Source organism: Mycobacterium sp. SA01, assembly GCF_041287105.1.
Classification (GTDB): domain Bacteria; phylum Actinomycetota; class Actinomycetes; order Mycobacteriales; family Mycobacteriaceae; genus Mycobacterium.
In genome coordinates, this window is the sequence record NZ_JBGGNO010000019.1 from 241631 (window position 1) to 267567 (window position 25937).

Genomic DNA, 25937 nt, shown 5'->3' on the forward strand with positions numbered 1-25937 from the left:
CGTGACAACGCATTCGAGGACCGACTACGGAAGGCACAACGCCACCACATGACCCCACTGACAATCCATCCCCAAATCTCATTCGCCCAGCTCGGAGTACGTGACGAGATCGTCCGGGCGCTGTCCGAAGAAGGCAAGGAATTCGCCTTCGCCATCCAGGAGCAGACCCTGCCGATGGCGCTGGCCGGCGACGACCTGATCGGCCAGGCCCGCACCGGCATGGGCAAGACCCTCGCCTTCGGTGTGCCGCTGCTGCACCGCATCACCACCGACACCACGCGGCCGCTGACCGGCACTCCGCGCGCGCTCGTCGTGGTCCCGACCCGTGAGCTGTGTTTGCAGGTCCACGGCGACCTGGTCGCCGCATCGAAGTACCTGAAGGCCGATGAGTCGCGCAAGCTGACCGTCACCGCCATCTACGGCGGCCGCCCGTACGAGCCGCAGATCGAGGCGCTCCAGAAGGGCGTCGACGTCGTCGTCGGCACCCCGGGCCGGTTGCTCGACCTCGCCCAGCAGGGCCACCTGCAGCTCGGTGGCCTGTCGGTTCTGGTGCTCGACGAGGCCGACGAAATGCTGGACCTGGGCTTCCTGCCCGACATCGAACGGATCCTCAAGCAGATCCCGACCGAGCGCCAGGCCATGCTGTTCTCGGCGACCATGCCGGACCCCATCATCACGCTGGCCCGCACGTTCATGAACCAGCCCACCCACATCCGCGCCGAGGGCGTGCAGGGGGCCGCGACCCACGACAGCACCGAGCAGTTCGTCTACCGCGCCCACGCGCTGGACAAGGTCGAGATGGTCAGCCGCATCCTGCAGGCGCAGGGCCGCGGCGCGACGATGATCTTCACCCGCACCAAGCGGACCGCGCAGAAGGTGTCCGACGAGTTGGCCGAGCGCGGGTTCAAGGTCGGCGCCGTGCACGGCGACCTGGGCCAGATCGCCCGCGAGAAGGCGCTCAAGTCGTTCCGCAACGGCGACATCGACGTGCTGGTGGCGACCGACGTAGCGGCCCGCGGCATCGACATCGACGACATCACGCATGTGATCAACTACCAGATTCCCGAGGACGAGCAGGCCTACGTGCACCGCATCGGCCGTACCGGCCGGGCAGGCAAGACCGGCATCGCGATCACTTTGGTGGACTGGGATGAGCTCGACCGGTGGTCGATGATCAACACCGCGCTCAAGCTCGACTGCGCCGATCCCGCCGAGACCTACTCGAACTCGCCGCACTTCTACGAAGAGCTCGGCATCCCCACCGACGCCGGCGGCACGGTCGGCGCCGCACGCAAATCGCAGGGCGCCAAGTCCCAGAGCGCCAAGTCCCAGGACGGCACGCGGATCAGCTCCGCCGACTCCAACCGGGAGCGGCCCAGCCGCAACCGTTCTCGCCGGCGTACCCGCGGCGGCGAGGGCGCCAACGGACACACCGCCACGCAGTCCGACTCCCCCGCAGGCGGCGACCAGCCGGTCGAGGGTGGCGACGACAGCCCGGCCCGCAAGCGCCGTCGCCGGCGTCGTCCGCGCAACGCCGCCGAGGCCCCCGCAACCGCAGGCTGACGACCGCTATCGTCGCCTAGATGGTCAGACCCGAGCGCCGCACCAAGGGCGATCTCATCGCCGCGGCGACGATCGCACTTGTCGTGGCCGTCATCGCCGCGCTGTTCTGGTGGAACAGCTCCGCGCGGGCCACGATCAGCCGGCCCGCCACATCGCCGGCGCCCAATCCGGTCCCGGCGCGGGTGGTTCCCGCCACGCTGCACCAGTTGTGGACCGCGAGCAGCCCGCGCACGCTGAGCCCGATCGTCGTCGGCGGCACCGTGGTGACCGGCGACGGACGGACCGTCGATGGGCATGACCCGCAAAACGGTCAGATCCGCTGGACGTTCGCCCGCGATACGAACCTGTGCGGGGTGTCCTACGTTTACGACCTTGCTGTCGCGGTGTATCCGGATTCGCGTGGCTGCGGACAGGTCAGCAGCATCAACGGCGGCACCGGCCAACGCGGACCGACCCGCACCGCCTACGCCGACAAGCAGGTGGTGCTCAGCTCCAACGGCAGCGCCGTGCTGTCGGCCGGTCCCACCCGGCTGGAACTGTGGCGCTCAGATCTGGTGCGCATGCTGTCCTACGGCGAGATCGATGCCCGGGTCAAACCGGTCAACCAGGGCATCGGCACGGGCTGCACCCTGATGTCGGCGGCAGCCAGTGACGAGGCCGTCTCGGTCATGGAAGCCTGCCGCGACCAGAAAGACCTGCGCCTGACGCTGCTCAAGCCGGCGAAGGAAGAAGACGAGCCCGACACCAAGAACGTCCCGCTGCCCGGCGTCAGTGCCGACTCCGAGGCCCGCGTGCTGGCGGTGTCGGGCACCACCACCGCGGTGTACCTGCCGTCCCCCCAACCGCAGATCGCCGTGTACGACGACACGGGCACCAAGATCGCCAGCACTCTTCTGAAAAAGGCTCCGGTGCTTGCCAATCCGGCCCAGGCCGTCACCCACGCCGGCGACTTGTACACCTGGTGGACCGGCGACAGCGTGGAAGTGTTCGATGCGCGGCTGTCCTACCGCTACACCATCGAAGCGTCGGAAGCGGTGGCCCCGCTGGGCCCTGGCGCGATGATGGCGGGCCGGCTGCTCATCCCGCTGACCAACGGCATCGGGGTGTACGACCCGACCAGCGGCACCAGCGAGCGGATCATCGCCGTCACCCATCCGGCCGGCACGGGACCGGTGGTGCCCGCCGTCACCGGCTCGACGGTGATCGAGCAGCACGGTGACGCGCTGGCCGTGTTCGGCCCGAAGACCTAGACCTCGGGAGTGAAGGTCGGCAGCGCTTTGCCGGACTTCCAGTGCTTCAGCAGCGCGGCCGCCAGCTCGCGATACGCCGTGCCGCCCTTGCTCTTTCGGCCTGCCAACACCGACGAACCGGATGCGCTTGCCTCGGCGAAGCGGACCGTGCGCGGAATCGGCGGGGCCAACACCGGCAGGTCGTAACGGTCGGCGACGTCGAGCAGCACGTCGCGGCTGTGCGTGGTGCGCGAGTCGTACAACGTGGGCAGCGCACCCAACAGCTTCAGGTTCGGGTTGGTGATCTGCTGGACGTCGTCGACGGTGCGCAGGAACTGCCCGACCCCGCGGTGCGCCAGCGTCTCGCACTGCAGCGGCACGATCACCTCGTCGGCCGCGGTCAGCCCGTTGAGGGTGAGCACACCCAGCGACGGCGGGCAGTCGATGATCACCACGTCGAACTGGTCGAGCTTGTCCAGTGCGCGTTTGAGGGCGTACTCGCGTCCGGCGCGCATCAGCAGCATCGCTTCCGCACCGGCGAGGTCGATGTTGGCGGGCAGCAGCGTCATGCCTTCGGCCGTCTCCACCAGCGCCGCGCTGGGCTCGACGTCGCCGAGCAGCACCTCGTGCACCGACACCGGCAACTTGTCCGGATCGGCGCCCAGCGAAAACGTCAGGCACCCCTGCGGGTCCAGGTCGACGAGCAAGACACGCTTACCCGCATCGGTGAAAGCCGCCCCAAGAGACGCGACCGTGGTTGTCTTGGCCACCCCACCCTTCTGGTTGGCCACCGCCAATACTCGGGTCACACCGACCATCCTTGCAGGTTCGCCGCCGTTACGTCCCGGCTGCCACGGCGCGCCTGGTCATCGGGCAGAATCATTGATTGTGAGTGTCGGTACGCATCGGTTGGTCCTGCTTCGGCACGGCGAAACCGAGTGGTCCAAGAGCGGTCAACACACCAGCACCACCGACCTCGATCTCACCGAACACGGGCGCGAGCAGGCCACCCTGGCCGCGCGCACGATCGAGCACCTCGGCCTGGACAACCCGCTGGTGGTCAGCAGCCCCCGCAAGCGCGCCCTGGCGACCGCCGAGCTGGCCGGGCTGACGGTGGATGATGTGTCGCCGCTGCTATCGGAGTGGAATTACGGCGACTACGAGGGCCTGACGACCCACCAGATCCGCACCGAGACCCCGGGCTGGCTGCTGTGGACCTACGGCTGCCCCGGCGGCGAGAGCGTCGACCAGGTCAGCATGCGCGCCGACCAGGCGGTGTCCTACGCGCTGGAGCGCATGGTCGACCGCGACGTGGTGTTCGTCGGACACGGGCACTTCTCCCGCTCGGTGGTCACGCGCTGGGTGGAGCAGCCACTGCGTGAGGGTGCGCGCTACGGGTTCGGCGCGGCCTCGGTGGCGGTGTGCGGCTTCGAGTACGGTCTGCGACAGCTCTCGGCGCTGGGCTTGACCACCCACCGCGAGCCGGTCACCGGGACGTGATGGCACTTCCGACCTTTGTGCTGAGCGGCCCCGCCGGAACAGTCATCGCCGAGGGGATCCGGACCGGGTACGACGACGTCGCCGCGGCGGCGGCGGCGCTGGCCGACGGCTCGGCGGACGTGGTGGTGGGCGCGCTGCCGTTCGACATCCGGAGCAGGGCGGCGCTGCTGACGCCGGTGTCGGTGACGTTCGGCGACGCCCTGCCGTCCTGGCCGGCAGCGCCGCTGCCCGCGGTGCGCATCGAGGCGATGGTTCCGGCGCCGGCTGAGCATCGCGCCCGAATCCGCGCCGCCCTGGATCGCCTGACCGCGCCCGAAAGTGCTTTGCAGAAGGTCGTTTTGGCGCGGGCACTGCGCCTGGTCGCCGACGGTCCACTCGACGCACGGGCGATCCTGGACCGGCTGGTGGCCGCCGATGCCGAGGCATGCGCCTACCTGGCCGACCTGTCCGTCGCGGGCGGTGACCACACCGGTACCGCGCTGGTCGGGGCCAGCCCCGAACTGCTGGTCGCCCGGTCGGGTGACGTGGTCACCTGTCAGCCGTTCGCCGGGTCCGCGCCGCGGTCGGTCGATCCGCAGACCGACGCCGCCAACGCGGCCGCGCTGGCCGAGTCGGGCAAGAACCGCCACGAGCATCAGCTGGTCGTCGACACCATGCGCGCCGCGCTCGAGCCGCTGTGCGCCGAACTGGAGATCGCACCGCAACCGCAGCTGAGCCGCACGGCCGCACTGTGGCATCTGTCCACCCCGATCCGTGGCCGGTTGCGTGACACTTCCACCACCGCAATCGATTTGGCACTGGCGCTGCATCCCACCCCGGCTGTCGGCGGGGTGCCCACCCAGGCGGCGGTCGATCTGATTGCGCAACTCGAAGGTGACCGCGGCTTCTACGCAGGCGCCGTGGGCTGGTGCGATGCTCGCGGCGACGGCCGATGGGTGGTGGCGATCCGCGGCGCGCAGCTGTCCGCAGACCGGCTGGGGGCGCTCGCCCAGGCCGGCGGCGGTATCGTCGCCGAATCCGACGCCGATGACGAAGTCGCAGAGACCACAACGAAATTCAAAACCATCCTGTCAGCCCTGGGGGTGCAGCAATGATCATCCGGATGGCCCGTCCCGGCGACGAGCCCGAAATCGTCGCGATGATCCGCGAACTAGCCGAATTCGAGCACGCCCTCGATCAGTGCACGGTGACCGAAAGTCAAATCACCGCAGCACTTTTCGGCGACAACCCGGTGGGATCCTGCCACCTGGTCGAGATCGACGGCGAGGCCGCCGCGGTGGCGCTGTGGTTCCGAACCTTCTCCACCTGGGACGGCGTCGCCGGCATCTACCTGGAAGACCTCTTCGTGCGCGACAAGTTCCGCCGGCGCGGCCTGGCCCGCACGCTGCTCGCGACGCTGGCCAAGGTATGCGTCGACAACGGCTACACCCGGTTGGCGTGGGAAGTGCTGGACTGGAACGTCAACGCGATCGCGCTCTACGACGCCGTCGGCGGCAAGCAGATGTCGGAATGGATCAACTACCGGGTCAGCGGACCTGAGCTCGACGCGCTGGCGGCCGAGGTCTAGTTGTCCTGCGCCCGGGAGGCCCAGCGCAGGGCAGGCGGACTGAACAGCAACGCCAGCACGGCGATGGCCACCCCACCCATCGCAATCGCGTAGCCCGGCTGATGGGCGGCCACGATGTACCAGGCCACCGGCAGCAGCAGCAGGTTGGCGAACACCGCGATGCCCCGGCCCCAGCGGCGCCCGGTGATCAGCCCCCAGCCGGCGGCCGCCACCGCGGCGCCCATCACCGCGAACCAGCCCGCCGTGCCATAGCCGTTGACGATGTGTTGGTCAGCGCCGGACACACCGCGCACCACCAACACCACGGCCACCACGATCGCCACGACACCTTCAGCGGCCGCCGCGAAGCCGGCGTAGCGGACCACGGGCGGGACAACGGATTCGGTCACCTTCGTAAGGTAACCGGTCGCGTCACGGGCGCGCGGCGCGAGACCAGCCCAGCGGGCTGAGGCTCCGGTAGGGGTCCGACTCCCGCAGGCTGAGAAGGTCGTCGAGAATCTGCTCGAGCGCGGTCTGCGTACTGCGCTTGACCTCGTCAGCCCAGCCCGAGGCGTCGATCCCCACCGGCGTGGTGGTGTCGATCGGGGTGCCGAACCGCAGATACATCCGCTCCGGCCGGGGAATGAGAGTCGGTCCGATACCGCGCATCAGCGGCATCGCCATATCCTGTCGGCCGCTGAAGCGACCGCTCACGGACTCGCTGAACCGACCCCACGCGCTGTCCCGCGTCGTCAGGCTTCGGTACACGTCGTCACCTCCGACGAGTCCCACCGGGACGATCGGATAACCGTTCTCCACCGCGATCCGCGCGAACCCGGACCGGCCCTGCCAGCGCAGGGTGTACTCCTCACCCTTGAATTTCGGGATCTCCCGACCACCACCGGGGAAGACCAGGATGGTCTGGTCGTGACGCATGAGTTCACGGGCGGTCTCCGGCGCACCGACCACGCCGCCGAACGCCGCCAGCAGGTCGCCGAACAGGCCAGGCATCTGCCCGAACTGACGGTCGGCCAGCGGGCGCACCCGCACCCCGATCTCCCGGCGCACCGCGTACGGGATCAGCAGAGCTTCGGCGCCGCCCTGAGTGTGGTTACCCACCAACAGGAATCGGCCGTCAGCGGGTAGGTTGTGCACCCCGTCGATGTAGGGGCGCCACAGGTCGACCACCGGGTGGATCCCGTCCGCGACGGCGCCCAGCACGTGTTTGATGGCGCGGACCCGCCGCGGGTGATTCATGACGGCCGCCACGTCGACGGCTGCTTGGCTGCTCTTGGCGACCATGTCGCCCACTCCTATCGTCAGACGAACTAGTTCGTTCTTTATACTCGATGTTCATGAGAAGCACCTCAGAGCTGCGCGAGGAGATCCTGGCTGCCGCTCGCAGCGAGTTCGCCCGGCACGGATTCGCCGGCGCCCGCATCGACCGCATCGCGGCGACGGCCAGCGCCAGCAAAGAACGCCTCTACGCCCACTTCGGCGACAAGGAGACGCTCTTCCGGGAGGTGCTCGCCACCAACGTCGCGGAGTTCTTCCAGGCGGTGCGGATGTTGCCCGACGATGTGCCCGAATTCGTCGGCGGGATGTTCGACTTGAGCGTGCGCCGGCCCGAGCACCACCGGATGGTCTCGTGGGCACATCTCGAGGGGCTGCCACTGGAGCCACCCAGCGCCGACGGGCTACCCCTACCCCAGCTGGCCCTCGCCGCGATCGAGGAAGCTCAGGCCACGGGCCACGTCGACGCGTCCTGGGATCCAACCGACCTGATCGTCATCCTCTTGGGGATCGCGTTGGCCTGGGCACACTGGCCCGACCCTGCTGCCGCGACCACCTCGGCGGCGGTACTGGCTGGTCGACGCGCCGCGGCCGTCGAGGCGGCAGCCCGCGTCATCGCCCCTAGCGCCGGAACACCACCCACCGCATCGCGCAGTACATGAAAATGCCCTCGCAGGCCCCCGCCGCCATCCGGGCCACGTGGTACTCGACACCAAGGGCCCGCAATCCGGTGGAGACGCCGAGGATGAACGCCAGATAGTTGATCACCACCACGACGACGTAGACACCAACCTGCGGTCCCACCGCGCCGTGCGACTGGAAATTCACTACCCGGTTGAGCACATAACTGGCCGCGAACGCGCACACGTAGGCCACCGTCACCGCCGCCCCGAACGTCACGTGCAGCACCCCGTGCAGCACCGTAAGCACCAGCAGGTCGAGCGCGAAAGTGCCGGAGTTGATCACCACGAAGCCCAGGAAGGTCGGCGGCACAACCGAATTCAGCCCGAACGGCAAACACTTGACCACCGACTCGCAAGCCCGGTGGAACCAGCCGACAGCACTGACCGCATCCGGCTCCGACCCCACGACCACGTCGCGAGCATGCCACCGGCAGCTGTCCGCTTCGTGATGAGCAGACAAACACTTCGAAGAGCCCTCCCGCACCCGTCTAGGCTCATGGCTCGTGCGCGCCGTCCTGATCGTCAACCCGAACGCCACTTCCACCACTGCGGCCGGCCGCGACCTCCTCGCCCACGCGCTGGAGAGCCGAGTGGACCTGTCGGTCGTACATACCGACCACCGCGGGCACGCCATCGAGATCGCCGAGGCGGCGAGGAACGACGGCACCGACGTGATCATCGTCCACGGCGGCGACGGAACGGTGAACGAAGTGGTCAATGGGCTGCTGGGCCGGCCAGGCCGACGGGCAGGAGCGCAGCGACCCGGGCATGAACAAGGGGCGTTGCCGGAGACGATGCCCGCGGTGGCGGTGGTACCCGGCGGCTCGGCCAACGTGTTCGCCCGCGCACTGGGCATCAGCCCCGACCCGATCGTGGCGACAAACCAGCTGGTCGACCTGCTCAGCGCGCGCCGCGACGGCGCGGCCTGGCGCGAGATCGGGTTGATGGACTGCGGTGAACGCTGGGCGGTGTTCACCGCAGGCATGGGGGTGGACGGCGACGTGGTGGCAGCCGTCGAGGCGCAGCGCGCCAAAGGCCGCAAGGTCACCCCGGGCCGCTACATTCGCGTGGCGGTCCGCGAGATGCTGGCCAGCGCACGCAACGAGCCACTGATGACCCTCGAACTGCCCGGCCAGCCACCGCAAAGCGGTGTGTACTTCGCGTTCATCTCCAACTCCAGCCCCTGGACGTACGCCAACACCAGGCCGGTGTGGACCAACCCGGACACCACCTTCGAGACGGGCCTGGGCGTCTTCGCGATCACCAGCATGAACGTCTGGCGCAACCTCATGCTGGTGCGCCGGATGCTGTCGAAGAAGCCGGTGATCAAGGCCAAGCACCTGATCCGCCACGACGACGTGGCGTGGGTGCGGGTCACGGCCGACGAACCGGTCGCCAGCCAGATCGACGGAGATTTCCTGGGGTTGCGCTCGGAAATGACGTTCCGCGTGGTTCCGGGCGCCCTCAGCGTCGTCGCCCCGCCCGCGGTGAAGGGCCCTGACCAGCAGTAATGGGGTCGCGCCAAAGGATTCAGGGCGCAGATGGGTTGAGTGTAGTACAAACGGATAGAGGGTTCGGTAACCCACCCCCAGCCAGACCTTGTAGTGACATTGCCCACGTGTTAACTGAGTTCTATTGACATCCGTCGAGGACGTGAAACGATCGGATGCAACAACACAGAAACATTTGTGTGCACCGCATTAACAGCCGAAGAAAAATCACGTGCGCTTCGTTGCGCACATAGTAAGGAGTAGCGACAAATGGATTGGCGCCATAAGGCGGTCTGCCGTGACGAGGATCCGGAACTGTTCTTCCCCGTGGGGAACAGCGGCCCGGCGCTCGCCCAGATCGCTGACGCGAAGCTCGTCTGCAACCGCTGTCCGGTCACCACGGAGTGCCTGACCTGGGCTTTGGATTCCGGCCAGGATGCCGGCGTCTGGGGCGGCATGAGCGAGGACGAGCGCCGTGCGCTCAAGCGTCGCAATGCTCGCACCCGCGCACGCAGCAGCGTCTAGCCCGCCCTTTCGGCAATTTTGACATCGCGGCCCCGGCAAATGCCAGGGCCGCGATTTCTATTTGCAAATGTCGTCCCGGTCACATTTGCTATTGGGGAAGTCGCGCACTCGAACGCCTGCCGAGTGGTACGCGCAACACAACATCGGTACCGCCGCCCGGGACGTCATGCATTCCCAGCGAGCCGTCCAGCTCGGCGGTGACCAGCGTCCGCACGATCTGCAGGCCCAGCCGGTCGGACTTCTCCAGCGAGAACCCTTCCGGAAGCCCACGCCCGTCGTCATGCACGACGACGTCCAGCCACCGCGCTGACCGCTCCGCCCGGATGGTCACGCAGCCCTGCTTGGCCGAGGACTCGAAGGCATGCTCGATGGCGTTCTGCACCAACTCGGTGACCACCATCACCAGTGCCGTGGCCCGGTCGGCGTCGAGCACCCCCAACGCCCCGTCCCGGTTGATCCGGATGGGGCTGTCGACCCGGGCCACGTCGTTCATGATCGGCAGGATCCGGTCGATGACCTCGTCGAGGTTGACCTCCTCGTCCACCGACATCGACAGCGCCTCGTGAACCTGAGCAATCGACGCGACCCGTCGCACCGACTCCATCAGCGCCTCGCGGGCCTCCTCGTTGCTGGTCCGGCGGGACTGCAGGCGCAGCAGCGCGGCGACGGTCTGAAGGTTGTTCTTCACCCGGTGGTGGATCTCGCGGATGGTCGCGTCCTTGGACAGCAGCGCGCGGTCGCGGCGCTTGACCTCGGTGACGTCCCGGATCAGCACCGCCGCCCCCGCAGCGGCGCCGTGAACCACCAGCGGCAGCGTGCGCAGCAATACCGCCGCCCCGCCGGCGTCGACCTCCAGGCGCATGCTCGACCCGCCGGACAGTGAGTCACGGACGTGTTCGGCCAACTCCTGGGCCTCGAACGGGTCGGAGATCAGCGGCCGGGTGATGACCACCAGGTTGTGGCCCTCCAACTCGGCCGCCAACCCCATCCGGTGATAGGCCGACAGCGCATTGGGGCTGGCATAGGCGACGACCCCGTCGACGTCGAGGCGGATGAATCCGTCGCCGACGCGTGGGCTCGACCGGGACAGCGCCAGGTCCCCCACGTTGGGGAAGGTGCCCTCCGACAGCATGTGCAGCAGGTTGCCCGCGCAGTCCAGGTAGGCCCGCTCCAGCGGCGACGACGTGCGCCGCTCGGCCAGGGCGGTCTGATGGGTCAGCACGGCCACCACCTGGTTGCTGTAGCGCACCGGGACCGCTTCGACGTTGATCGCGGGTTCGCGCAGCTCGAGATCGCTGTCGCCGCGCCCGATCGCGCCCGACGTGAAGGCCGACGTCACCAGCGGCAGATCACCGTCCGCGACGACGGAGCCGACGGCATCCCGGATCAGGACCGTCGGGGCGGTGTTGGGTCGGCATTGGGCCACACAGACCAGCGCGCCGTCGTCGCGGCGCACCCACATCAGATAGTCGGCGAACGACAGGTCCGCCAAGAGCTGCCACTCACCCACCACCGCATGCAGATGATCCACCGCACTGCCCGGCAGCATCGTGTGCTCGGCGAGCAGGTCACCGAGGGTGGACACCGGGGCTAGTCGATCACGGCAATGAGGTCGCCGGCCTGGATGACGTCGCCCACGGACACGCTGACCTCGGTGATGGTGCCGCCGACTTCGGCCAGCACCGGGATCTCCATCTTCATGGACTCCAGCAGCACCAGGGTGTCTCCCGCGCCGATCTGGTCACCCTTGCTGACCACTACCTCGAGCACACTGGCCACGATTTCGGCGCGCACATCCTCGGCCATCTTCACCTCACTCTTGGTACCGCTCGTCTCTCAATGCCGCTCTATCGAACCACAACACCGGGTGGTCAGAGGTTCGACTGCGCCGTGAGACAATTTATTCAGAGCTCAAGCATGCAGCTGTAAATCAATGGAGGTACATCATGGCCAAGCGTGGTCGTAAGAAGCGTGACCGCAAGCACAGCAAAGCCAATCACGGCAGGCGTCCCAACGCCTGATACACACTCAGGCTAGTTATAAAGGGCCCGGCATCATGCCGGGCCCTTTATTTGTCGGCGCGTCAGCCGCGCCGGATGATCGTGGTCTGGCTGATCTGTAGCCGTACCTTCTCCAGCAGGTGCTGGGGCGCCTTCTCCCCACTGCACCGCGACGCGACCAGCTTCTTGATCCGCTCCTCGACGCCGTAATGCCGCAGGCACGTCGGGCACTCTTCGAGGTGATGACGCAGGCGGTCACGCGTCTCGGTGGTGCATTCACCGTCGAGCAGCGTCCAGACCTCGGCAATCACCGCAGCGCACTCGGGGTGGTCGGGGTCGATCGGTCCGATCGGCGGGCGCCACTCAGCTTCGCCGCCCGATACCTGATCGTCGCTCATGACGACACCTCCTCCGGCGCATCTTCCGCGTTCCCGCGGCTGAATCCACGTTCCTTCGCGACGTCGGCCAGCAGGCCGCGCAGCTGGCGCCTACCTCGGTGCAGCCGGGACATCACCGTCCCGATCGGGGTATCCATGATCTCGGCGATCTCCTTGTACGGGAAGCCCTCGACGTCGGCGTAGTACACCGCCATCCGAAACTCCTCCGGCAACGCCTGCAGAGCTTCCTTGATCTCGGTGTCGGGCAGCAGCTCGAGGGCCTCGACCTCTGCCGACCGCAGACCTGTGGAGGTGTGCTCGGCGTTGGCCGCCAACTGCCAGTCGGTGATCTCCTCGGTCGGATACTCGGCCGGCTGGCGCTGCTTCTTGCGATAACTGTTGATGTAGGTGTTCGTCAGAATCCGGTACAACCAGGCTTTGAGGTTGGTGCCCTCGCGGAACGACCGGAAGCCGGCGTACGCCTTGACCATGGTTTCCTGCAACAGGTCTTCGGCGTCGGCCGGGTTGCGCGTCATGCGGAGTGCACCGCCGTAGAGCTGGTCCAGCAGCGGAATGGCGTCACGCTCGAAGCGTGCCGTCAACTCCGCATCGGACTCTTCGCGTTCGGCGACCTGGGCTGGGCCCGAACCGTCGGCGCTGTCGATGTCGGTCATTGTGGGTGACACAGTCCCTTCTGCCGCTGCGCCCGGGACGGGCTCCAGCAGCGGTATCGGACGGATGAAAAGTGCGGGTGCCTGCTCATCGGCCATCATGCAGACTGCAGCTGACACCGGACTTCTCTCCTTCCAATCCTAAGGCTGTGACCAACATCTTTTCGGTCGCGGGCCTCGAGAGCTGCGACCAATGTCCACAACAGGATTTCTCACCGCGCTATTTCCCGTGGTTATTCTGTGCCCCGTGAGTCGTGCGGCCACCCCTGCGATCGCCACGCTGATCGCGGCCGATGCACCCCATGAGGTGCTGCGTTATCACCATGACCCCCGCTCGGACTCCTATGGCGACGAGGCGGTCGCCGCTCTGGCTGGTGATTCGGTGGTGCCCGAACAGATCTTCAAGACGCTGGTGATCGCGTCCGGTTCGGTGCTGGCGGTGGCGGTGTTGCCGGTGCCGTGGAAGCTGTCGCTGAAGGCCGCCGCCGCCGCGTTGGGGCTCGCCAAGGCGGCGATGGCCGACCGTGCCGCCGCCGAACGGGCCACCGGTTACGTGCTCGGCGGGATCTCGCCGCTGGGCCAGCGCAAGCGGCTGCCGACGGTGGTCGACAGCTCGGCGCTGGGGTATGACCGGGTGCTGTGCAGCGCGGGCAAGCGGGGCTGGGATGTCGCACTGGCCCCCCAGGATCTGATTCGGCTGACCGAGGCGGTGACTGCCGACATCCGCGCCGTCTAGGGTGACGGAATGTCCTTCTCCGGCAAGACCATGTTCATCTCGGGAGCCAGCCGCGGCATCGGCCTGGCCATCGCCAAACGCGTCGCCGCCGACGGCGCCAACATCGCGCTGGTGGCCAAGACCACCGAGCCGCATCCGAAGTTGCCCGGCACCATCTACACCGCCGCCAAGGAGATCGAAGAGGCCGGCGGCCAGGCTCTGCCGATCGTCGGCGACGTCCGCGACGGCGACTCGGTGGCCGCCGCCGTGGCCAAGGCCGTCGAGCAGTTCGGTGGCATCGACATCTGTGTCAACAACGCCTCGGCCATCAACCTCGGCTCCATCGAGGAGGTGCCGCTCAAGCGGTTCGACTTGATGAACGGTATCCAGGTGCGCGGCACCTACGCCGTCTCGCAGGCGTGCATCCCGCACATGAAGGGCCGGGAGAATCCGCACATCCTGACGCTCTCGCCGCCGATCCGTCTGGAATCGCAGTGGCTCAAGCCAACCCCCTACATGATGGCGAAGTTCGGAATGACGTTGTGCGCCTTGGGAATCGCTGAAGAGATGCGCGACGCCGGCATCGCCTCCAACACGCTCTGGCCGCGCACCATGGTCGCCACCGCGGCGGTGCAGAACCTGCTGGGCGGTGACGAGGCGATGGCCCGCTCCCGCAAGCCCGAGGTCTACGCCGACGCCGCCTACGCGGTGCTGAGCAAGCCGGCCCGCGAATACACCGGGCAGACGCTGCTGTGCGAGGACGTGCTGGTGGACTCCGGCGTCAGCGACCTGTCGGTCTATGACTGCATTCCGGGTTCGGAGTTGGGGGTGGACCTGTGGGTCGACACCCCCAATCCGCCCGGGTATCGCACCTAGGCGCCTACACCTGGACGACGGTGTTGCGGCCGGTCTCCTTGGCCCGGTACATCGCCTCGTCGGCGCGCGCCGCCGCAGTGGTGGCAGTTTCGCCGGGAACCGCGAGAGTGGCACCAATGCTCAAGCTGGCGTGGATGATTCCGCCCGGATGGAAGATCGGTTCGGCCGCGCGATGCCGGATCGATTCCGCGATTTCGATGACGGCGTCGAGGTCGCGGACCGCGGGCAACAGGACGAGGATCTCGTCCCCACCGGTGCGGCCGACCGTGTCGCCCTGACGCACGCAGTCACGGATGCGGCTCGCCAGGGCGGCGAGCACGATGTCCCCCACCGCGTGCCCCCACGCATCGTTGATGCGTTTGAAACCGTCGACGTCGCAGAACAGCACACCCAGGCAGCCACCGTCGGACGCCAGGGCGGCCAGCGCTGATTCGAGGCGGGCGATCGCCTCGGCCCGGTTGACCAGCCCGGTGAGTTCGTCGAACCGGGCCAGCCGCTCGAGCCGGCGCTCGAACTCGACCTGGTCATCGACGACGCGCAGGGCCGCGATCACACCGTCGGTCTCCCCGTCGCCGGCCACGTATGGTTTCGAGCGACAGTCGACCCAGTGGTGTCCGCCGTCGGCGCGCATGATCCGGAACCGTTCGACCGCGGGTTCCGCGGCGCCGGTGGGCTGTCGTCCCACGCTGACCAAACCCACATCGTCGGCGTGGATGTGGCGATCGAACTCCGAGCCGATCCACGATCGGTCGCCGAAAGTCGTTCGGACAGAGGGCGAAGCCCACACAACCTGGGTTCCTCGCACATGGATGACGGCGTCCACGGCGTTCTCGGCGAGGATGCGATAGCGCGCTTCGGCGTCCTCGCGTTCGCGGATCAGCAGTGCCCTGTCGAGCAGCAGGCGCTGTTCACGCTGACTCAGATAGAACACCGCGACGCCGATCACCGCGGCGCCCGCCGAGATCGACAGCGGCCACACCGCACCCTCCTCGACCCCGAATGCGAGGAACGCCAACCGGGACAGCCCGACGACCAGCGGCAAGGCGACAAACAACGCAGCCATCCGAACCAGTCCCAGACCATCGGGGCGCGCCAGCAGCCACGCCACTGGATTGGCGTCGACGCGCCCGGCGAAGGTCGCGGCGATCAGCAGCAGCAAGCTGACTGCGGTCGCAATTCCCATCCCGGTTGACGGCGTCGTCTCGATGACGGAGAGCGCGTGGAACGTGTAGACCACCGTCACCAGGAACGGCATGATCGCCGCGGACACCAAGCACACAGTTCGCACCGATCTGACCGCCCGATGGTCCAGGCGCATCAGCGCGACCGCGATCCCGAGCAAGAGGACCGTCACCGCCGTCTGCACGGCCGGGCGACCCGGATATGGCCGCTCCATGACCGCGACGCCGCCCGGGAACCACAGCCTGTCCACGCCGAAGGGCACGCCGGTTGCGTATTCGGCGATGAATACCGTCGCTATCGCCGCACACGCCATGGCCAACGCGCGCGCGACCCACACCCGCCCGGGTTTGGGTCGGCCAGACTGCAACAGGATTGCCACACCCAGAGTGGCCATCACCAGCGCGCCCCACGGCGTCATCTGCGGCCACGACCGAAACACTCTCGTCAACCGCTCGGTACCGGTCGCCCAGCCGAGCCAGTCCGCAGCGGTGACCACAAAGACCACCGCCAAGGCCGTGCGGCCGGCTCGACGCACCAGAGTTTCGAGCTGCGCGTCGAGCTCGGTCTCGGCCATCGGATCCCCCGTACAACGGTGTACCGGCATTGTGCCGTACCGGGGTATCACCGGGACGCGCGTTCACCGGGCATTACGTCGGCAAACGCAGGTGACTTAAGTCAATGCCGCGAGTGCCTGGGCGCTGCTAGTTCTTCGGGCGAAGCCCGAAGCGGCGAACACCGTTGCCCGCGAAGGCCCGCATCGCCGCCAGCGCGATCCGGCCCTGCCGCCGCGACGACGAGTACCAGACCAGCTCTGACTTCTGGGTGGGAATTCGCGGAGCCGTGATCGCCTGCTGGCGGCAGAACTTGATCAGCCCGCTGGGGCCGCCGGCCCGGTAGCCGATGCCGGAGTCCTTCCAGCCGCCCATCGGAAGCGACGGGCAGAACACGTTGGTCAGGGCGTCGTTGATGTTGACCGCGCCGCACTCCAGGCGACGGGCCACCCGCTCACCGCGTTCGATGTCGCCGGTCCACACCGTGGCCGACAACCCGTACTTGGAGTCGTTGGCCAACCGGATGGCCTCCTCCTCGTCGGCGACCTTCACCACCGGCAGCGTCGGGCCGAAGGTCTCCTCGGCAATGCAGGACATGGTCGGGGTGACGTCGGCAAGCACGGTCGGCTGGTAGAACGTGCCGACACCGGTGGGCTTGCCCCCGGTCAGCACCCGCGCGCCGGCAGCGACGGCGTCTTTGACGTGGCCGTCGACGATGTCACGCTGGGCCGCGGTGGCCATCGCGCCGGTGTCGTACTTGAAGCCCGAATCTTCTTGCCCCTGAGCAAGATTGCGGACATTTGCGGTGAGCTTGCCGATGAACTCGTCGTACACCGGAGCCTCCACGTACACCCGCTCCACCGAGATGCACACCTGCCCGGAGTTGAACATCCCGCCCCAGGCGATGCCGTTGGCGGCGCGATCGATGTCGGCGTCGGCCAGCACGATCGCCGGATCCTTGCCGCCGAGCTCCAGGCTGAACGGGATCAGCCGCTCGGCACAGGCCACCGCGACCTTGCGGCCGGTGGCGGTCGATCCGGTGAAGTGCACGTAATCGGCATTGTTGATCACCGCGGCGCCGGTCTCGCCGTAGCCGGTCGCCAGGCTCAGCACGGGCGGCGCGCCGACCTCGGTCCAGCCCCGGGCGAACTCGACGGCCGAAAGTGGCGTCACCTCAGACGGTTTCAGCAACACCGCCGCCCCCGCGGCGAGCGCGGGCACCACGTCGAGGGCCAGCATCGCCAGCGGGAAGTTCCACGGCTCGATGATCCCGACCAACTGGTACGGGCGGTAGCGGGTGGTGAGCTTCTTGATCTTGTACAGCGGGCTGTGCGGCTTGGGGTGCGCGTCGGCCAGAAAGGCTTCGGCGTTGCCGGCCCAGTACTTGATCGAGTCGGCGATCGCCACCGGCTCGAGGCTGGCGTCGTTGCGTGACTTGCCCGACTCCGACATCAACACCTCGGTCAGGTGATCGGCGTTGTCGAGGATCCAGTCCTGCCACTTGTACATCCAGACCTTGCGTCCGCGCGGGCCGATCTCTTCCCACTCGGTTTGGAACAACCGGAGCTCGCGGGCTTTCGCGGCGACGGCGTCCGGACCGTCGACCGGCACGGAACCGGCGACGCGGCCGTCGGCCGGGTTGTGCACGGTGATCGTGGCCTTGTCGGCCTTGGGCTCGACGGCGGTCATGGCCGCTCCTCTCGCTGGTCAGGTCTTGGCTGTGAGCCTAACCGGCACCGCGTCGCTAGAACAGGCCAACCGGTTGGTTGTGTGGATCGGCAGGCTCGATGAGCTCCGGACCGTTGTTGCGGACACTGTTGACCAGCGTGGAGACCTCGCGGAGATCGATACCGGCGATGTCGGGCGGTGCCGACAACAGCTCGGGGTCGGCAGGCTGATCGGGATCCAGCCAGCGGTCCCAGTCCGCCTCGTCGAGCACCAGCGGCATCCGGTCGTGGATCTCGGCGAGCTCGCCCACCGCGTCGGTGGTGATGATCGTGCACGTCAGCAGCGGCGACGCCTCGTCACGTGCTTTCCACACCGACCACAGCCCCGCCATGAACAGCGGCTCGCCGTCCGCCCGGAACATGAAGTACGGCGTCTTACGGGACTTCTTGCCGGCCGGGGCGTCCGGGTTGGGCTTCCACTCGTAGTAGCCGTCCATCGGAACCAGGCAGCGCTTGCTCTTCGCCGCGGCACGGAATGCCGGTGAACTGGTGACCTTTTCAGCTCGAGCGTTGATCAGTAGGGGGCCCTTGTTGTCGGGGGCCCCGTCGGCGGTCGCCTTCACCCAGGGCGGCACCAGACCCCAGCGCATCATCCGGACCCGCCGGGTCGGGGTGTCGTCCGGATCGTCGTGCCTGCTGACCACCGTGGCGACGGTGGCGGTGGGGGCGACGTTGTAGTTGGGCCCGCGCGCCTCCTTCGCCGCCTCGGTGGCTTCGTCAATGGCGTGGATCTTCTCGGCCAGCAGGGCCGGGTCGGTGGTCACCGCGAATCGTCCGCACATGACTCCATGGTGGCGCACGATCCCGACAGGGCAGGATGTATGCCGTGAGCACCGAGTTGTGGGCCGCGCCGTCAACGTCGTCGCCGGTGCATGCGCGCGTCACCGTGCCCGGCTCGAAATCGCAGACCAACCGCACCCTGGTGCTCGCGGCGCTGGCCGCCGCCCAAGGTCAGGGCACCTCCACGATCAGCGGCGCACTGCGAAGCCGGGACACCGACCTGATGATCGGGGCCATCGCGGCCCTCGGCATCGACGTGTCCGGCGCGGGCGCCGAACTGACGGTCGGCGGGGCGCTCGACCCGGGCCCATACGCGCGGATCGACTGCGGATTGGCCGGAACCGTGTTGCGGTTCGTTCCGCCGCTGGCAGCACTGAGCAATGCCGTCGTCGTATTCGACGGTGACGAACAAGCCCGAACGCGGCCGATCGCTCCCCTGCTGGACGCGTTGCGGGGACTCGGTGTCGACATCCACGGCAGCGGCCTGCCGTTCGAGGTCCACGGCCGCGGCGCGGTCGACGGCGGCACGGTGCGCATCGACGCGTCGAGCTCCTCCCAGTTCGTCTCGGGTCTGCTGTTGTCGGGCGCGGCCTTCACCGAGGGCCTGACCGTCGCGCACACCGGCACGTCGGTGCCGTCGGCTCCGCACATCGCGATGACCGTGGCGATGCTGCGGGAGGCCGGTGTCGACGTCGACGACGCCACCACCAATCAGTGGCGGGTGGCGCCGGGACCGATCGCGGCCCGGCACTGGGACGTCGAGCCGGACCTGTCCAACTCGGTCCCGTTCCTTGCCGCGGGTGTGGTGACCGGTGGGGCGGTGGGGATCGCCGGCTGGCCGTCAGCCAGCGTCCAACCCGCCGACACCATCCTGGGTATCCTCAAGCTTTTGGGATCGACTGTGCACCAATCAGATTCGCACCTCGAGGTACAAGGTCCGCAATCCTACGACGGCTTCGAGGTGGACCTGCACGACGTCGGTGAACTGGCCCCCGCGGTGGCCGCCCTGGCCGCCCTGGCCGCACCGGGCTCGGTGTCGCGGCTGACCGGCATCGCCCATCTGCGCGGCCACGAGACCGACCGGCTGGCGGCGCTGAGCGCCGAGATCGGCGGGCTCGGCGGCCAGTGCACCGAGACCGACGACGGCCTGGTGATCACCGCGACAGCGCTACACGGGGGCACCTGGCGTTCGTACGCCGACCACCGAATGGCGATGGCCGGGGCCATCATCGGGCTCCGCGTGCCCGGTGTCGAAGTCGAGGACATCGGGACGACCGCCAAAACCTTGCCGGAGTTCGCGGCGCTGTGGACCGAGATGGTGGGGGTCGGTTGAGCCCACGCGAGTACGACGAGTCCGACGTCAAGATCCGGTCGGGCCGTGGCTCGCGCCCGCGCACCAAAACCCGGCCCGAGCACGCCGACGCCGAGGCGGGCATGGTGGTCACCGTCGACCGCGGCCGCTGGGGCTGCGTCCTTGGCGATGATCCGCATCGGCTCGTCACGGCGATGCGGGCTCGGGAACTGGGCCGCACCCCGATCGTCGTCGGCGACCAGGTCGATGTCGTCGGCGACCTGACCGGACGGCCGGACACGCTGGCCCGGATCGTGCGGCGCGGTGAACGGCGAACGGTGTTGCGCCGCACCGCCGATGACACCGATCCGACCGAGCGGGTGGTGGTCGCCAACGCCGACCAGTTGCTGATGGTGGTGGCGCTGGCCGATCCCCCGCCGCGCACCGGCCTGGTGGACCGTGCACTGATCGCGGCGTACGCCGGCGGGCTACGGCCGATCCTGTGCCTGACCAAGACGGATCTGATGCCGGCCGAGTCGTTCGCCGAGCAGTTCACCGATCTGGACCTCACCGTGCTGACCGCGGGGCGCGGCGACCCGATCGACGACGTCGAGGAAATGCTGGCGGGACAGGTCACCGTGTTGCTCGGCCACTCCGGGGTCGGTAAGTCCACTCTGGTGAATCGCCTTGTTCCGCAGGCATTTCGAGCCACCGGCGAAGTGTCCGGGGTCGGCAAGGGCAAACACACCTCCACGCAGTCGGTGGCGCTGCCGCTACCGGGCGGCGGCTGGGTGGTCGACACCCCGGGCATCAGATCGTTCGGGCTGGCCCATATCCAGCCCGACGATGTGCTGCGGGCGTTTTCGGATCTGGCGGAGGCCATCGAAGACTGCCCGCGTGGATGCGGCCACCTCGGCCCGCCCGCCGACCCGGAGTGCGCCCTGGACTCGCTCACCGGCGCGCCCGCGCGGCGAGTCGCAGCGGCCCGACGGCTACTCGCCGCGTTGTCAGACGGCGCGGCGTACTGATAATTGTTTGCAACACCAACCGAGAGGGCACGCCGCACACATGAGCACTGTTCCGAGCTTGACACTCAATGACGGCACCACGATCCCGCAGCTGGGGTTCGGCGTCTTCCAGATCGACCCGGACGAAACCGCGTCCGCGGTGCGCACCGCCCTCGAAATCGGCTATCGCCACATCGACACCGCCGAGATGTATCAGAACGAGAAGGGCGTCGGGCAGGGCGTCCGGGACTTCGGCATCGACCGCGGCGAGGTGTACATCACCAGCAAGCTCAACAACGGATTCCACAAGCCCGACGATGCGCGGCGCGCGTTCGACGCGACGATCGAGGCGCTCGGCTTCGACTACGTCGACCTGTTCCTGATCCACTGGCCGCTGCCGACGCTGTATGACGGCGACTTCGTCTCCACCTGGAAGACGTTGGAGGAGTTCAAGAATGACGGCCGGGCCCGCAGCATCGGGGTGTCCAACTTCCAGATCCACCATCTGGAGACCCTGGCCCGCGACACCGAGACGGTGCCCGCCGTCAACCAGATCGAGGTGCACCCCTACTTCGCCAACGACGAGCTGCGCGCGTACGGCACCGACCACACCATCCTCACCGAGGCGTGGTCGCCGATCGCTCAGGGCGCGGTGCTCGGCGATCCGGTGATCGGCACGATCGCCGAGCGGCTGGGTAAGAGCCCTGCCCAGGTGGTGCTGCGCTGGCACATCGAACGCGGCGACATCGTGTTCCCGAAATCCGTTACCCCGGAGCGGATCAAGGAGAACCTGGAGATCTTCGACTTCGAACTCGGCGACGACGACATCGACGCCATCACCGCGCTGGACCAGGGCGAAGCCGGTCGGCGTGGTCCGAACCCGGACACCTTCGACTACATCCCGAAGTAACCGGTAGCCGAGACGCTGGTAAAGACGAGATCGACGCCAGCGAGGGAGTTATTCGAACTTTTCCTCGCCGGCGTCGATCTCGATAAAACGCTAGGCGGCCTTGGCCGCGCGCTTGGCGCGTCGCTTCTGACGAGCCGTCGCGATCGCGGTCTTGAGCCCGCGCTTGCGGCCGGTCGCCGGGTCCACACCCGCGTAGCCCGATTCGAGCTCGGCGAACATCCGCTCGCTGCGGGTCTCAGGTGCATCGTCGGCGGTGTCGCGCAGGTACTTGTCCGGCAACGACAGCTTGGCGATCGTGCGCCAGGTCTTGGCGTACTGCACCAAGAACGGGCCCGTGGTGTAGGGCAGGTCGTACTTGTCGCAAATCTGCCGCACCCGCACCGAGATCTCGTGGTACCGGTTGCTGGGCAGGTCAGGGAACAAGTGGTGCTCGATCTGGTACGACAGGTTGCCGGTCATGAAGTCCATGGCGCGGCTGCCTGAGATGTTGGCGCTACCCAGCATCTGGCGCAGATACCACTGGCCCTTGCTCTCACCGACCATGTCGGTCTTGGTGAATTTCTCTGCGCCATCCGGGAAGTGGCCGCAGAAGATCACCGCGTTGGCCCACACGTTGCGGATCACGTTGGCCACAGCGTTGGCGGTGGCCGTCGAGCGGTAGGTGGCGCCGGGCGACAACGACGTGATCGCCGGGTAGGCCACGTAGTCCTTGAGCAGCTGCCGTCCCGCCTTGGCGCCGAACTCACGCACCCGGATCAGGGTGGCCTTGCGGTCGTCGCGGCCCTTGGAGATCTTGCCGAGCTCCAGGTGCTGCAGGCCGACACCCCACTCGAAGCCGATCGCCAGCAGGGTGTTGAACAGCAGGTTGCCGTACAGGTTGAACGGCTTCCACTTGGCATCGCGGGTGACCCGGATGACGCCGTAGCCGACGTCATCGTCCATACCGAGGATGTTGGTGTACTTGTGGTGCATGAAGTTGTGGGTGAACCGCCAGTGCTTGGACGCCCCGCTCATGTCCCACTCCCACGACGAGGAGTGAATCTCGGGATCGTTCATCCAGTCCCACTGGCCGTGCATGACGTTGTGGCCGATCTCCATGTTCTCGATGATCTTGGCCACGCCCAGGGTCACGGTGCCCGCCCACCAGGCGGATCGTTTGGAGCTGGCAGCCAGCATCAGTCGCCCGGCGACCTCGAGACCGCGCTGGGCGGCGATGGTGCGGCGGATATAGCGCGCATCCCGCGCGCCGAGGGAATCTTCGATGTCCTGGCGGATGGCGTCGAGCTCAACCGCCAAGCTTTCGATGTCTGCATCAGTCAGATGCGTAAACGCTTCCACATCGGTAATAGCCATTAGTCACGCCTCCCTTCTTGTGCCTACGCTACCGTAACCTACGTACCCGTAGGTTACTAGCCAGTAAACCTCAGACGTCAACCACACAGTCGCCCGAAGCGGCCGAAATACACGTCTGAATTCGGGTGCCCGGCTCGTGCTCCGCACCCGTACGCAGGTCGCGGACGTGGCCTTCCACCAGGGGCACCACACACGACTGGCAGATGCCCATCCGGCAGCCGAACGGCATCCGCAATCCAGCCTGCTCACCGGCCTCCATCAGCGACGTCGCCGCATCCACCTGTACGGACTTGCCACTGCGGCCGAACGTCACCGTCCCGCCCTCCCCGTGGGTGGCCGTCCGGGACGCCGCGAACCGCTCCAGATGCAGGCGGTCGCCGATGCCGGCGGCCTGCCATACCTTCTCGGCCTCGGTGAGCATCCCCTCCGGACCACAGGCCCACGTCTGGCGCTCCCGCCAGTCCGGGACCAGATCGTCGAGCCGGCCCAGGTCCAGGCGACCCTCGGTGCGGGTGGTACGGACGGTCAGCCGATATCCGTCGTGCTCGCGAGCCAGCTGCGCGAGCTCGCCGGCAAACATCACATCGGATTCGGTTGGGGCCGAATGGATATGGACGATATGACCCAGGTCGCCGATCTGATCGCGACGCTCCAGCGTCCGCAGCATCGACATCACCGGGGTGATTCCGGAGCCACCGGTCAAGAACAGCACCGACGCGGGCGACGGGTCCGGCATCACGAAATTGCCCTGCGGCGCGGCCAGTCGCACGATCGTGCCGGGAGTGACGCCGCCGACCAGGTGAGTCGACAGGAAGCCCTCCGGCATGGCCTTGACGGTGATCGTGATGGTGCGCGAGCGACCCGCGCCGTCGGCGTGCGGGCTCGAGGTCAGTGAATACGACCGCCACCGCCAGCGGCCGTCGACCAGCAGGCCGATACCGATGTACTGGCCGGCTTGGTAATCGAAGGTGAACCCCCAGCCCGGCTTGATCACCAGCGTCGCCGAATCCTCGGTCTCCCGCCGCACCTCGACCACCCGGCCGCGCAGTTCGCGCGCCGACCACAACGGGTTGGCCAGCTTCAGATAGTCATCGGGCAGCAGCGGTGTGGTGATCCGCCCGAACAGTGCCCGCACCGCGTCGATCGCGGGATTGCGTCCCTCACCGGCCACCTTCGGTCGCACGGTGTCGACCACGTTCGCACTGATCTTGACCTGGTTCTTCGCCATTGCGCACCTCCTTCGCCGTTAAACCTACGGTACCGTAACTTACGGTTCCGTATCCAGGCTCAGAGCAAATCGAGCAGGAACGGCAGCTCCTGGGTTCCGTACCAGGCCAGGGAATGGTCCGCAGCGTCGCCGACGACGAATTCGGCATCCTCATCGCCCAGATCGGCGTCGTCGATCACCGCGATCGCGGCCTTGACCGCCGGCTCGGCCACGGAATTGTCGACATAGGCGGCCACCACCTGGTCCAGGTTCACCCGCCCGCTGACCCGCACCACCGCATCGTCGAGGTCAGGGCGCGGGGTCGCATCCGCATCGGCGATCAGCACCGCCCGGCGCAGCGGCATCTCCGCGTCCGCGCGTTCGGATTCGGCGGCCAGCAGCCGCAGCGACGCCAGCGCGGCTTCTCCGATCGCGACCTCGGCCAGCTCCTCGTCATCGCCCTCGGCGTAGGACTCCCGCAGAGTCGGCGTGACGGCGAACGCCGTCCCGCTCAACGGCTGCAGCGACCCGTCGGCGACCAGCTGTTGCAGCATGGCCAAAGTGGCTGGGATATAGACCCGCATCCCGGCAGATTAGCCGCTGCGCCTAAGCGCCGTTTCCGAGCAGGGTGGAGACGTGGTCGTCGACATAGGTCGACAGCTCCCGCGCCGGCCGTTGATAATCGCCCATTGGCGGCCGTTTGGGCAGATCGACCTTGAGGTGCTCGACGTGCTCGTAGTCGATGCCCTTCAGCAGATGGGCCATCATGTTCAGGCGCGCGTGCTTCTTGTCCTCGGACTCCACCACGAACCACGGGCTGGCCGGGGTGTCGGTGCGCACCATCATCTCGTCCTTGGCGCGGGAGTAGTCCTCCCAGCGATAGATGGACTCGAGGTCCATCGGGCTGAGCTTCCAGCGCCGCAACGGATCCTTGCGACGTTTCTTGAACCGGCGGAGCTGCTCGTCGTCAGATACCGAGAACCAGTACTTGCGCAGGATGATTCCTTCGTCGATCAGCATCTGCTCGAAGATCGGGCACTGCCGCAGGAACAGCTCGTGCTCGACCGGTGTGCAGAAGCCCATCACCACTTCGACACCGGCGCGGTTGTACCAGGATCGGTCGAACAACACGATCTCGCCGCGAGCCGGCAGGTGCTCGACATAGCGCTGGAAATACCACTGGCCGCGCTCACGTTCGGTCGGTGCGGGCAGCGCCGCGATGCGCGCAATTCGGGGGCTCAGGTACTCGGTGATGCGCTTGATCGTGCCGCCCTTGCCGGCCGCATCGCGGCCCTCGAACACGACGACGACCCGCGCGCCGGTGGCCTTGACCCACTCCTGCAAGGACACCAATTCGGTTTGTAGCCGATATAATTCGGCTTCGTAGATGTCGTTGGGAATCTTGCGATTAACCTTGGCGACCGGCTCGTCACCCTTCGATTTGGCCTTACCCATCGCCGA

29 protein-coding genes are annotated in these 25937 nt (G+C 67.4%); 14 read left to right on the plus strand and 15 right to left on the minus strand.

The genetic code is table 11. The features are described from left to right. The first annotated feature begins 48 nt into the window (after positions 1 to 48). Together AB4879_RS17105 and AB4879_RS17110 are read left to right on the plus strand one after the other, a co-directional pair. Complete coding sequence (locus AB4879_RS17105; protein WP_370508541.1) at positions 49 to 1563, plus strand: DEAD/DEAH box helicase; 1515 nt, start codon at positions 49 to 51, stop codon at positions 1561 to 1563. A gap of 20 nt (positions 1564 to 1583) precedes the next feature. Beyond that, positions 1584 to 2813 carry a hypothetical protein gene (locus tag AB4879_RS17110; RefSeq protein WP_370508542.1) on the plus strand — a complete coding sequence of 410 codons (1230 nt, stop codon included), beginning with the start codon at positions 1584 to 1586 and terminating at the stop codon, positions 2811 to 2813. Here the strand turns inward: AB4879_RS17110 and AB4879_RS17115 are convergent. Further along, the gene (locus AB4879_RS17115) at positions 2810 to 3610 is read right to left on the minus strand and encodes a ParA family protein (RefSeq protein WP_199190068.1); all 801 of its coding nucleotides are present in this window, start codon (positions 3608 to 3610) and stop codon (positions 2810 to 2812) included. The genes AB4879_RS17110 and AB4879_RS17115 overlap by 4 nt on opposite strands. A gap of 70 nt (positions 3611 to 3680) precedes the next feature. Here AB4879_RS17115 and AB4879_RS17120 point away from each other — a divergent pair, with 70 nt between their 5' ends. From AB4879_RS17120 to AB4879_RS17130, 3 genes are read left to right on the plus strand one after another with little or no spacing between them, the layout of a single operon-like run. Beyond that, positions 3681 to 4292, plus strand: coding sequence for an acid phosphatase (locus AB4879_RS17120; RefSeq protein WP_370508543.1), 612 nt, complete (start codon positions 3681 to 3683; stop codon positions 4290 to 4292). Beyond that, on the plus strand, positions 4292 to 5386 hold the full coding sequence (locus AB4879_RS17125; protein ID WP_370508544.1) for an isochorismate synthase MenF: 1095 nt from the start codon (positions 4292 to 4294) through the stop codon (positions 5384 to 5386). Before AB4879_RS17120 ends, AB4879_RS17125 begins: the two co-directional genes overlap by 1 nt. After that, a complete protein-coding gene (locus AB4879_RS17130) occupies positions 5383 to 5859 on the plus strand; it encodes a GNAT family N-acetyltransferase (RefSeq protein ID WP_102809887.1) in 477 nt (158 codons plus the stop codon). The genes AB4879_RS17125 and AB4879_RS17130 overlap by 4 nt, the downstream gene beginning before the upstream one ends. Here AB4879_RS17130 and AB4879_RS17135 read toward each other — a convergent pair. Further along, on the minus strand, positions 5856 to 6248 hold the full coding sequence (locus AB4879_RS17135) for a hypothetical protein (RefSeq protein WP_102809888.1): 393 nt from the start codon (positions 6246 to 6248) through the stop codon (positions 5856 to 5858). The two genes, AB4879_RS17130 and AB4879_RS17135, sit on opposite strands and share 4 nt — an antisense overlap. A 22-nt stretch (positions 6249 to 6270) precedes the next feature. Next, positions 6271 to 7140: a lysophospholipid acyltransferase family protein gene (locus AB4879_RS17140; RefSeq protein WP_370508545.1), complete on the minus strand. Its 870-nt coding sequence runs from the start codon at positions 7138 to 7140 to the stop codon at positions 6271 to 6273. A 53-nt stretch (positions 7141 to 7193) separates the two neighbouring features. On the opposite strand from AB4879_RS17140, the gene AB4879_RS17145 reads away from it, so the two are divergent. After that, positions 7194 to 7793, plus strand: coding sequence for a TetR family transcriptional regulator (locus tag AB4879_RS17145; RefSeq protein WP_370508546.1), 600 nt, complete (start codon positions 7194 to 7196; stop codon positions 7791 to 7793). Here AB4879_RS17145 and AB4879_RS17150 read toward each other — a convergent pair. After that, positions 7753 to 8226, minus strand: a complete 474-nt coding sequence (locus AB4879_RS17150; protein ID WP_102809889.1) for a GtrA family protein — start codon at positions 8224 to 8226, stop codon at positions 7753 to 7755. The two genes, AB4879_RS17145 and AB4879_RS17150, sit on opposite strands and share 41 nt — an antisense overlap. A 91-nt stretch (positions 8227 to 8317) precedes the next feature. Here AB4879_RS17150 and AB4879_RS17155 point away from each other — a divergent pair, with 91 nt between their 5' ends. Together AB4879_RS17155 and AB4879_RS17160 are read left to right on the plus strand one after the other, a co-directional pair. Next, positions 8318 to 9325: a diacylglycerol kinase family protein gene (locus AB4879_RS17155; RefSeq protein ID WP_370508547.1), complete on the plus strand. Its 1008-nt coding sequence runs from the start codon at positions 8318 to 8320 to the stop codon at positions 9323 to 9325. Positions 9326 to 9574: 249 nt separating this feature from the next. Further along, positions 9575 to 9829, plus strand: coding sequence for a WhiB family transcriptional regulator (locus AB4879_RS17160; RefSeq protein WP_047329519.1), 255 nt, complete (start codon positions 9575 to 9577; stop codon positions 9827 to 9829). 88 nt (positions 9830 to 9917) lie between these two features. Here AB4879_RS17160 and AB4879_RS17165 read toward each other — a convergent pair whose 3' ends face one another. After that, positions 9918 to 11414 carry a sensor histidine kinase gene (locus tag AB4879_RS17165; RefSeq protein ID WP_370508548.1) on the minus strand — a complete coding sequence of 499 codons (1497 nt, stop codon included), beginning with the start codon at positions 11412 to 11414 and terminating at the stop codon, positions 9918 to 9920. 5 nt (positions 11415 to 11419) lie between these two features. Beyond that, complete coding sequence (locus tag AB4879_RS17170) at positions 11420 to 11635, minus strand: biotin/lipoyl-binding carrier protein (protein ID WP_036345994.1); 216 nt, start codon at positions 11633 to 11635, stop codon at positions 11420 to 11422. 140 nt (positions 11636 to 11775) lie between these two features. Between AB4879_RS17170 and AB4879_RS17175 the strand changes: the two genes are divergently transcribed. After that, positions 11776 to 11850 carry a 50S ribosomal protein bL37 gene (locus AB4879_RS17175; RefSeq protein ID WP_085976028.1) on the plus strand — a complete coding sequence of 25 codons (75 nt, stop codon included), beginning with the start codon at positions 11776 to 11778 and terminating at the stop codon, positions 11848 to 11850. Positions 11851 to 11912: 62 nt separating this feature from the next. Here AB4879_RS17175 and rsrA read toward each other — a convergent pair whose 3' ends face one another. Together rsrA and AB4879_RS17185 are read right to left on the minus strand one after the other, a co-directional pair. Further along, positions 11913 to 12227 (minus strand): mycothiol system anti-sigma-R factor, encoded by a 315-nt coding sequence (rsrA, locus tag AB4879_RS17180; protein ID WP_102809892.1) that lies wholly within the window; start codon positions 12225 to 12227, stop codon positions 11913 to 11915. Continuing rightward, complete coding sequence (locus AB4879_RS17185) at positions 12224 to 12880, minus strand: sigma-70 family RNA polymerase sigma factor (RefSeq protein ID WP_199190070.1); 657 nt, start codon at positions 12878 to 12880, stop codon at positions 12224 to 12226. Before AB4879_RS17185 ends, rsrA begins: the two co-directional genes overlap by 4 nt. A gap of 244 nt (positions 12881 to 13124) precedes the next feature. Here AB4879_RS17185 and AB4879_RS17190 point away from each other — a divergent pair, with 244 nt between their 5' ends. Further along, positions 13125 to 13613, plus strand: a complete 489-nt coding sequence (locus AB4879_RS17190) for a YbaK/EbsC family protein (RefSeq protein ID WP_370508549.1) — start codon at positions 13125 to 13127, stop codon at positions 13611 to 13613. 9 nt (positions 13614 to 13622) lie between these two features. Then, positions 13623 to 14468 (plus strand): NAD(P)-dependent oxidoreductase, encoded by an 846-nt coding sequence (locus AB4879_RS17195; protein WP_102809894.1) that lies wholly within the window; start codon positions 13623 to 13625, stop codon positions 14466 to 14468. A gap of 4 nt (positions 14469 to 14472) precedes the next feature. Here AB4879_RS17195 and AB4879_RS17200 read toward each other — a convergent pair whose 3' ends face one another. The 3 genes from AB4879_RS17200 to AB4879_RS17210 all read right to left on the minus strand — a co-directional run bounded on the left by AB4879_RS17200 (position 14473) and on the right by AB4879_RS17210 (position 18710). Then, a complete protein-coding gene (locus AB4879_RS17200) occupies positions 14473 to 16224 on the minus strand; it encodes a diguanylate cyclase domain-containing protein (protein WP_370508550.1) in 1752 nt (583 codons plus the stop codon). Positions 16225 to 16351: 127 nt separating this feature from the next. Continuing rightward, positions 16352 to 17890, minus strand: a complete 1539-nt coding sequence (locus AB4879_RS17205) for an aldehyde dehydrogenase family protein (protein WP_102809896.1) — start codon at positions 17888 to 17890, stop codon at positions 16352 to 16354. Positions 17891 to 17945: 55 nt separating this feature from the next. After that, entirely contained in the window at positions 17946 to 18710 is a 765-nt protein-coding gene (locus tag AB4879_RS17210; RefSeq protein ID WP_370508551.1) for an SOS response-associated peptidase, read from the minus strand. Between the two features lie 35 nt (positions 18711 to 18745). Here AB4879_RS17210 and aroA point away from each other — a divergent pair, with 35 nt between their 5' ends. From aroA to AB4879_RS17225, 3 genes are read left to right on the plus strand one after another with little or no spacing between them, the layout of a single operon-like run. Beyond that, the gene (gene aroA, locus AB4879_RS17215; RefSeq protein ID WP_370508552.1) at positions 18746 to 20041 is read left to right on the plus strand and encodes a 3-phosphoshikimate 1-carboxyvinyltransferase; all 1296 of its coding nucleotides are present in this window, start codon (positions 18746 to 18748) and stop codon (positions 20039 to 20041) included. Beyond that, positions 20038 to 21027: a ribosome small subunit-dependent GTPase A gene (rsgA, locus tag AB4879_RS17220; RefSeq protein ID WP_370508553.1), complete on the plus strand. Its 990-nt coding sequence runs from the start codon at positions 20038 to 20040 to the stop codon at positions 21025 to 21027. The genes aroA and rsgA overlap by 4 nt, the downstream gene beginning before the upstream one ends. 40 nt (positions 21028 to 21067) lie before the next feature. Further along, positions 21068 to 21916 carry an aldo/keto reductase gene (locus tag AB4879_RS17225; RefSeq protein WP_370508554.1) on the plus strand — a complete coding sequence of 283 codons (849 nt, stop codon included), beginning with the start codon at positions 21068 to 21070 and terminating at the stop codon, positions 21914 to 21916. A 90-nt stretch (positions 21917 to 22006) separates the two neighbouring features. On the opposite strand, the gene AB4879_RS17230 is transcribed toward AB4879_RS17225, so the two are convergent. The 4 genes from AB4879_RS17230 to ppk2 all read right to left on the minus strand — a co-directional run bounded on the left by AB4879_RS17230 (position 22007) and on the right by ppk2 (position 25931). Next, a complete protein-coding gene (locus tag AB4879_RS17230) occupies positions 22007 to 23269 on the minus strand; it encodes a fatty acid desaturase (RefSeq protein WP_370508555.1) in 1263 nt (420 codons plus the stop codon). Positions 23270 to 23339: 70 nt separating this feature from the next. Then, positions 23340 to 24497 (minus strand): ferredoxin reductase, encoded by a 1158-nt coding sequence (locus tag AB4879_RS17235; protein WP_370508556.1) that lies wholly within the window; start codon positions 24495 to 24497, stop codon positions 23340 to 23342. A 59-nt stretch (positions 24498 to 24556) separates the two neighbouring features. Then, on the minus strand, positions 24557 to 25060 hold the full coding sequence (locus AB4879_RS17240; RefSeq protein WP_370508557.1) for a hypothetical protein: 504 nt from the start codon (positions 25058 to 25060) through the stop codon (positions 24557 to 24559). Between the two features lie 22 nt (positions 25061 to 25082). Then, positions 25083 to 25931, minus strand: a complete 849-nt coding sequence (gene ppk2, locus AB4879_RS17245) for a polyphosphate kinase 2 (RefSeq protein ID WP_370508558.1) — start codon at positions 25929 to 25931, stop codon at positions 25083 to 25085. Positions 25932 to 25937 lie beyond the last annotated feature (6 nt).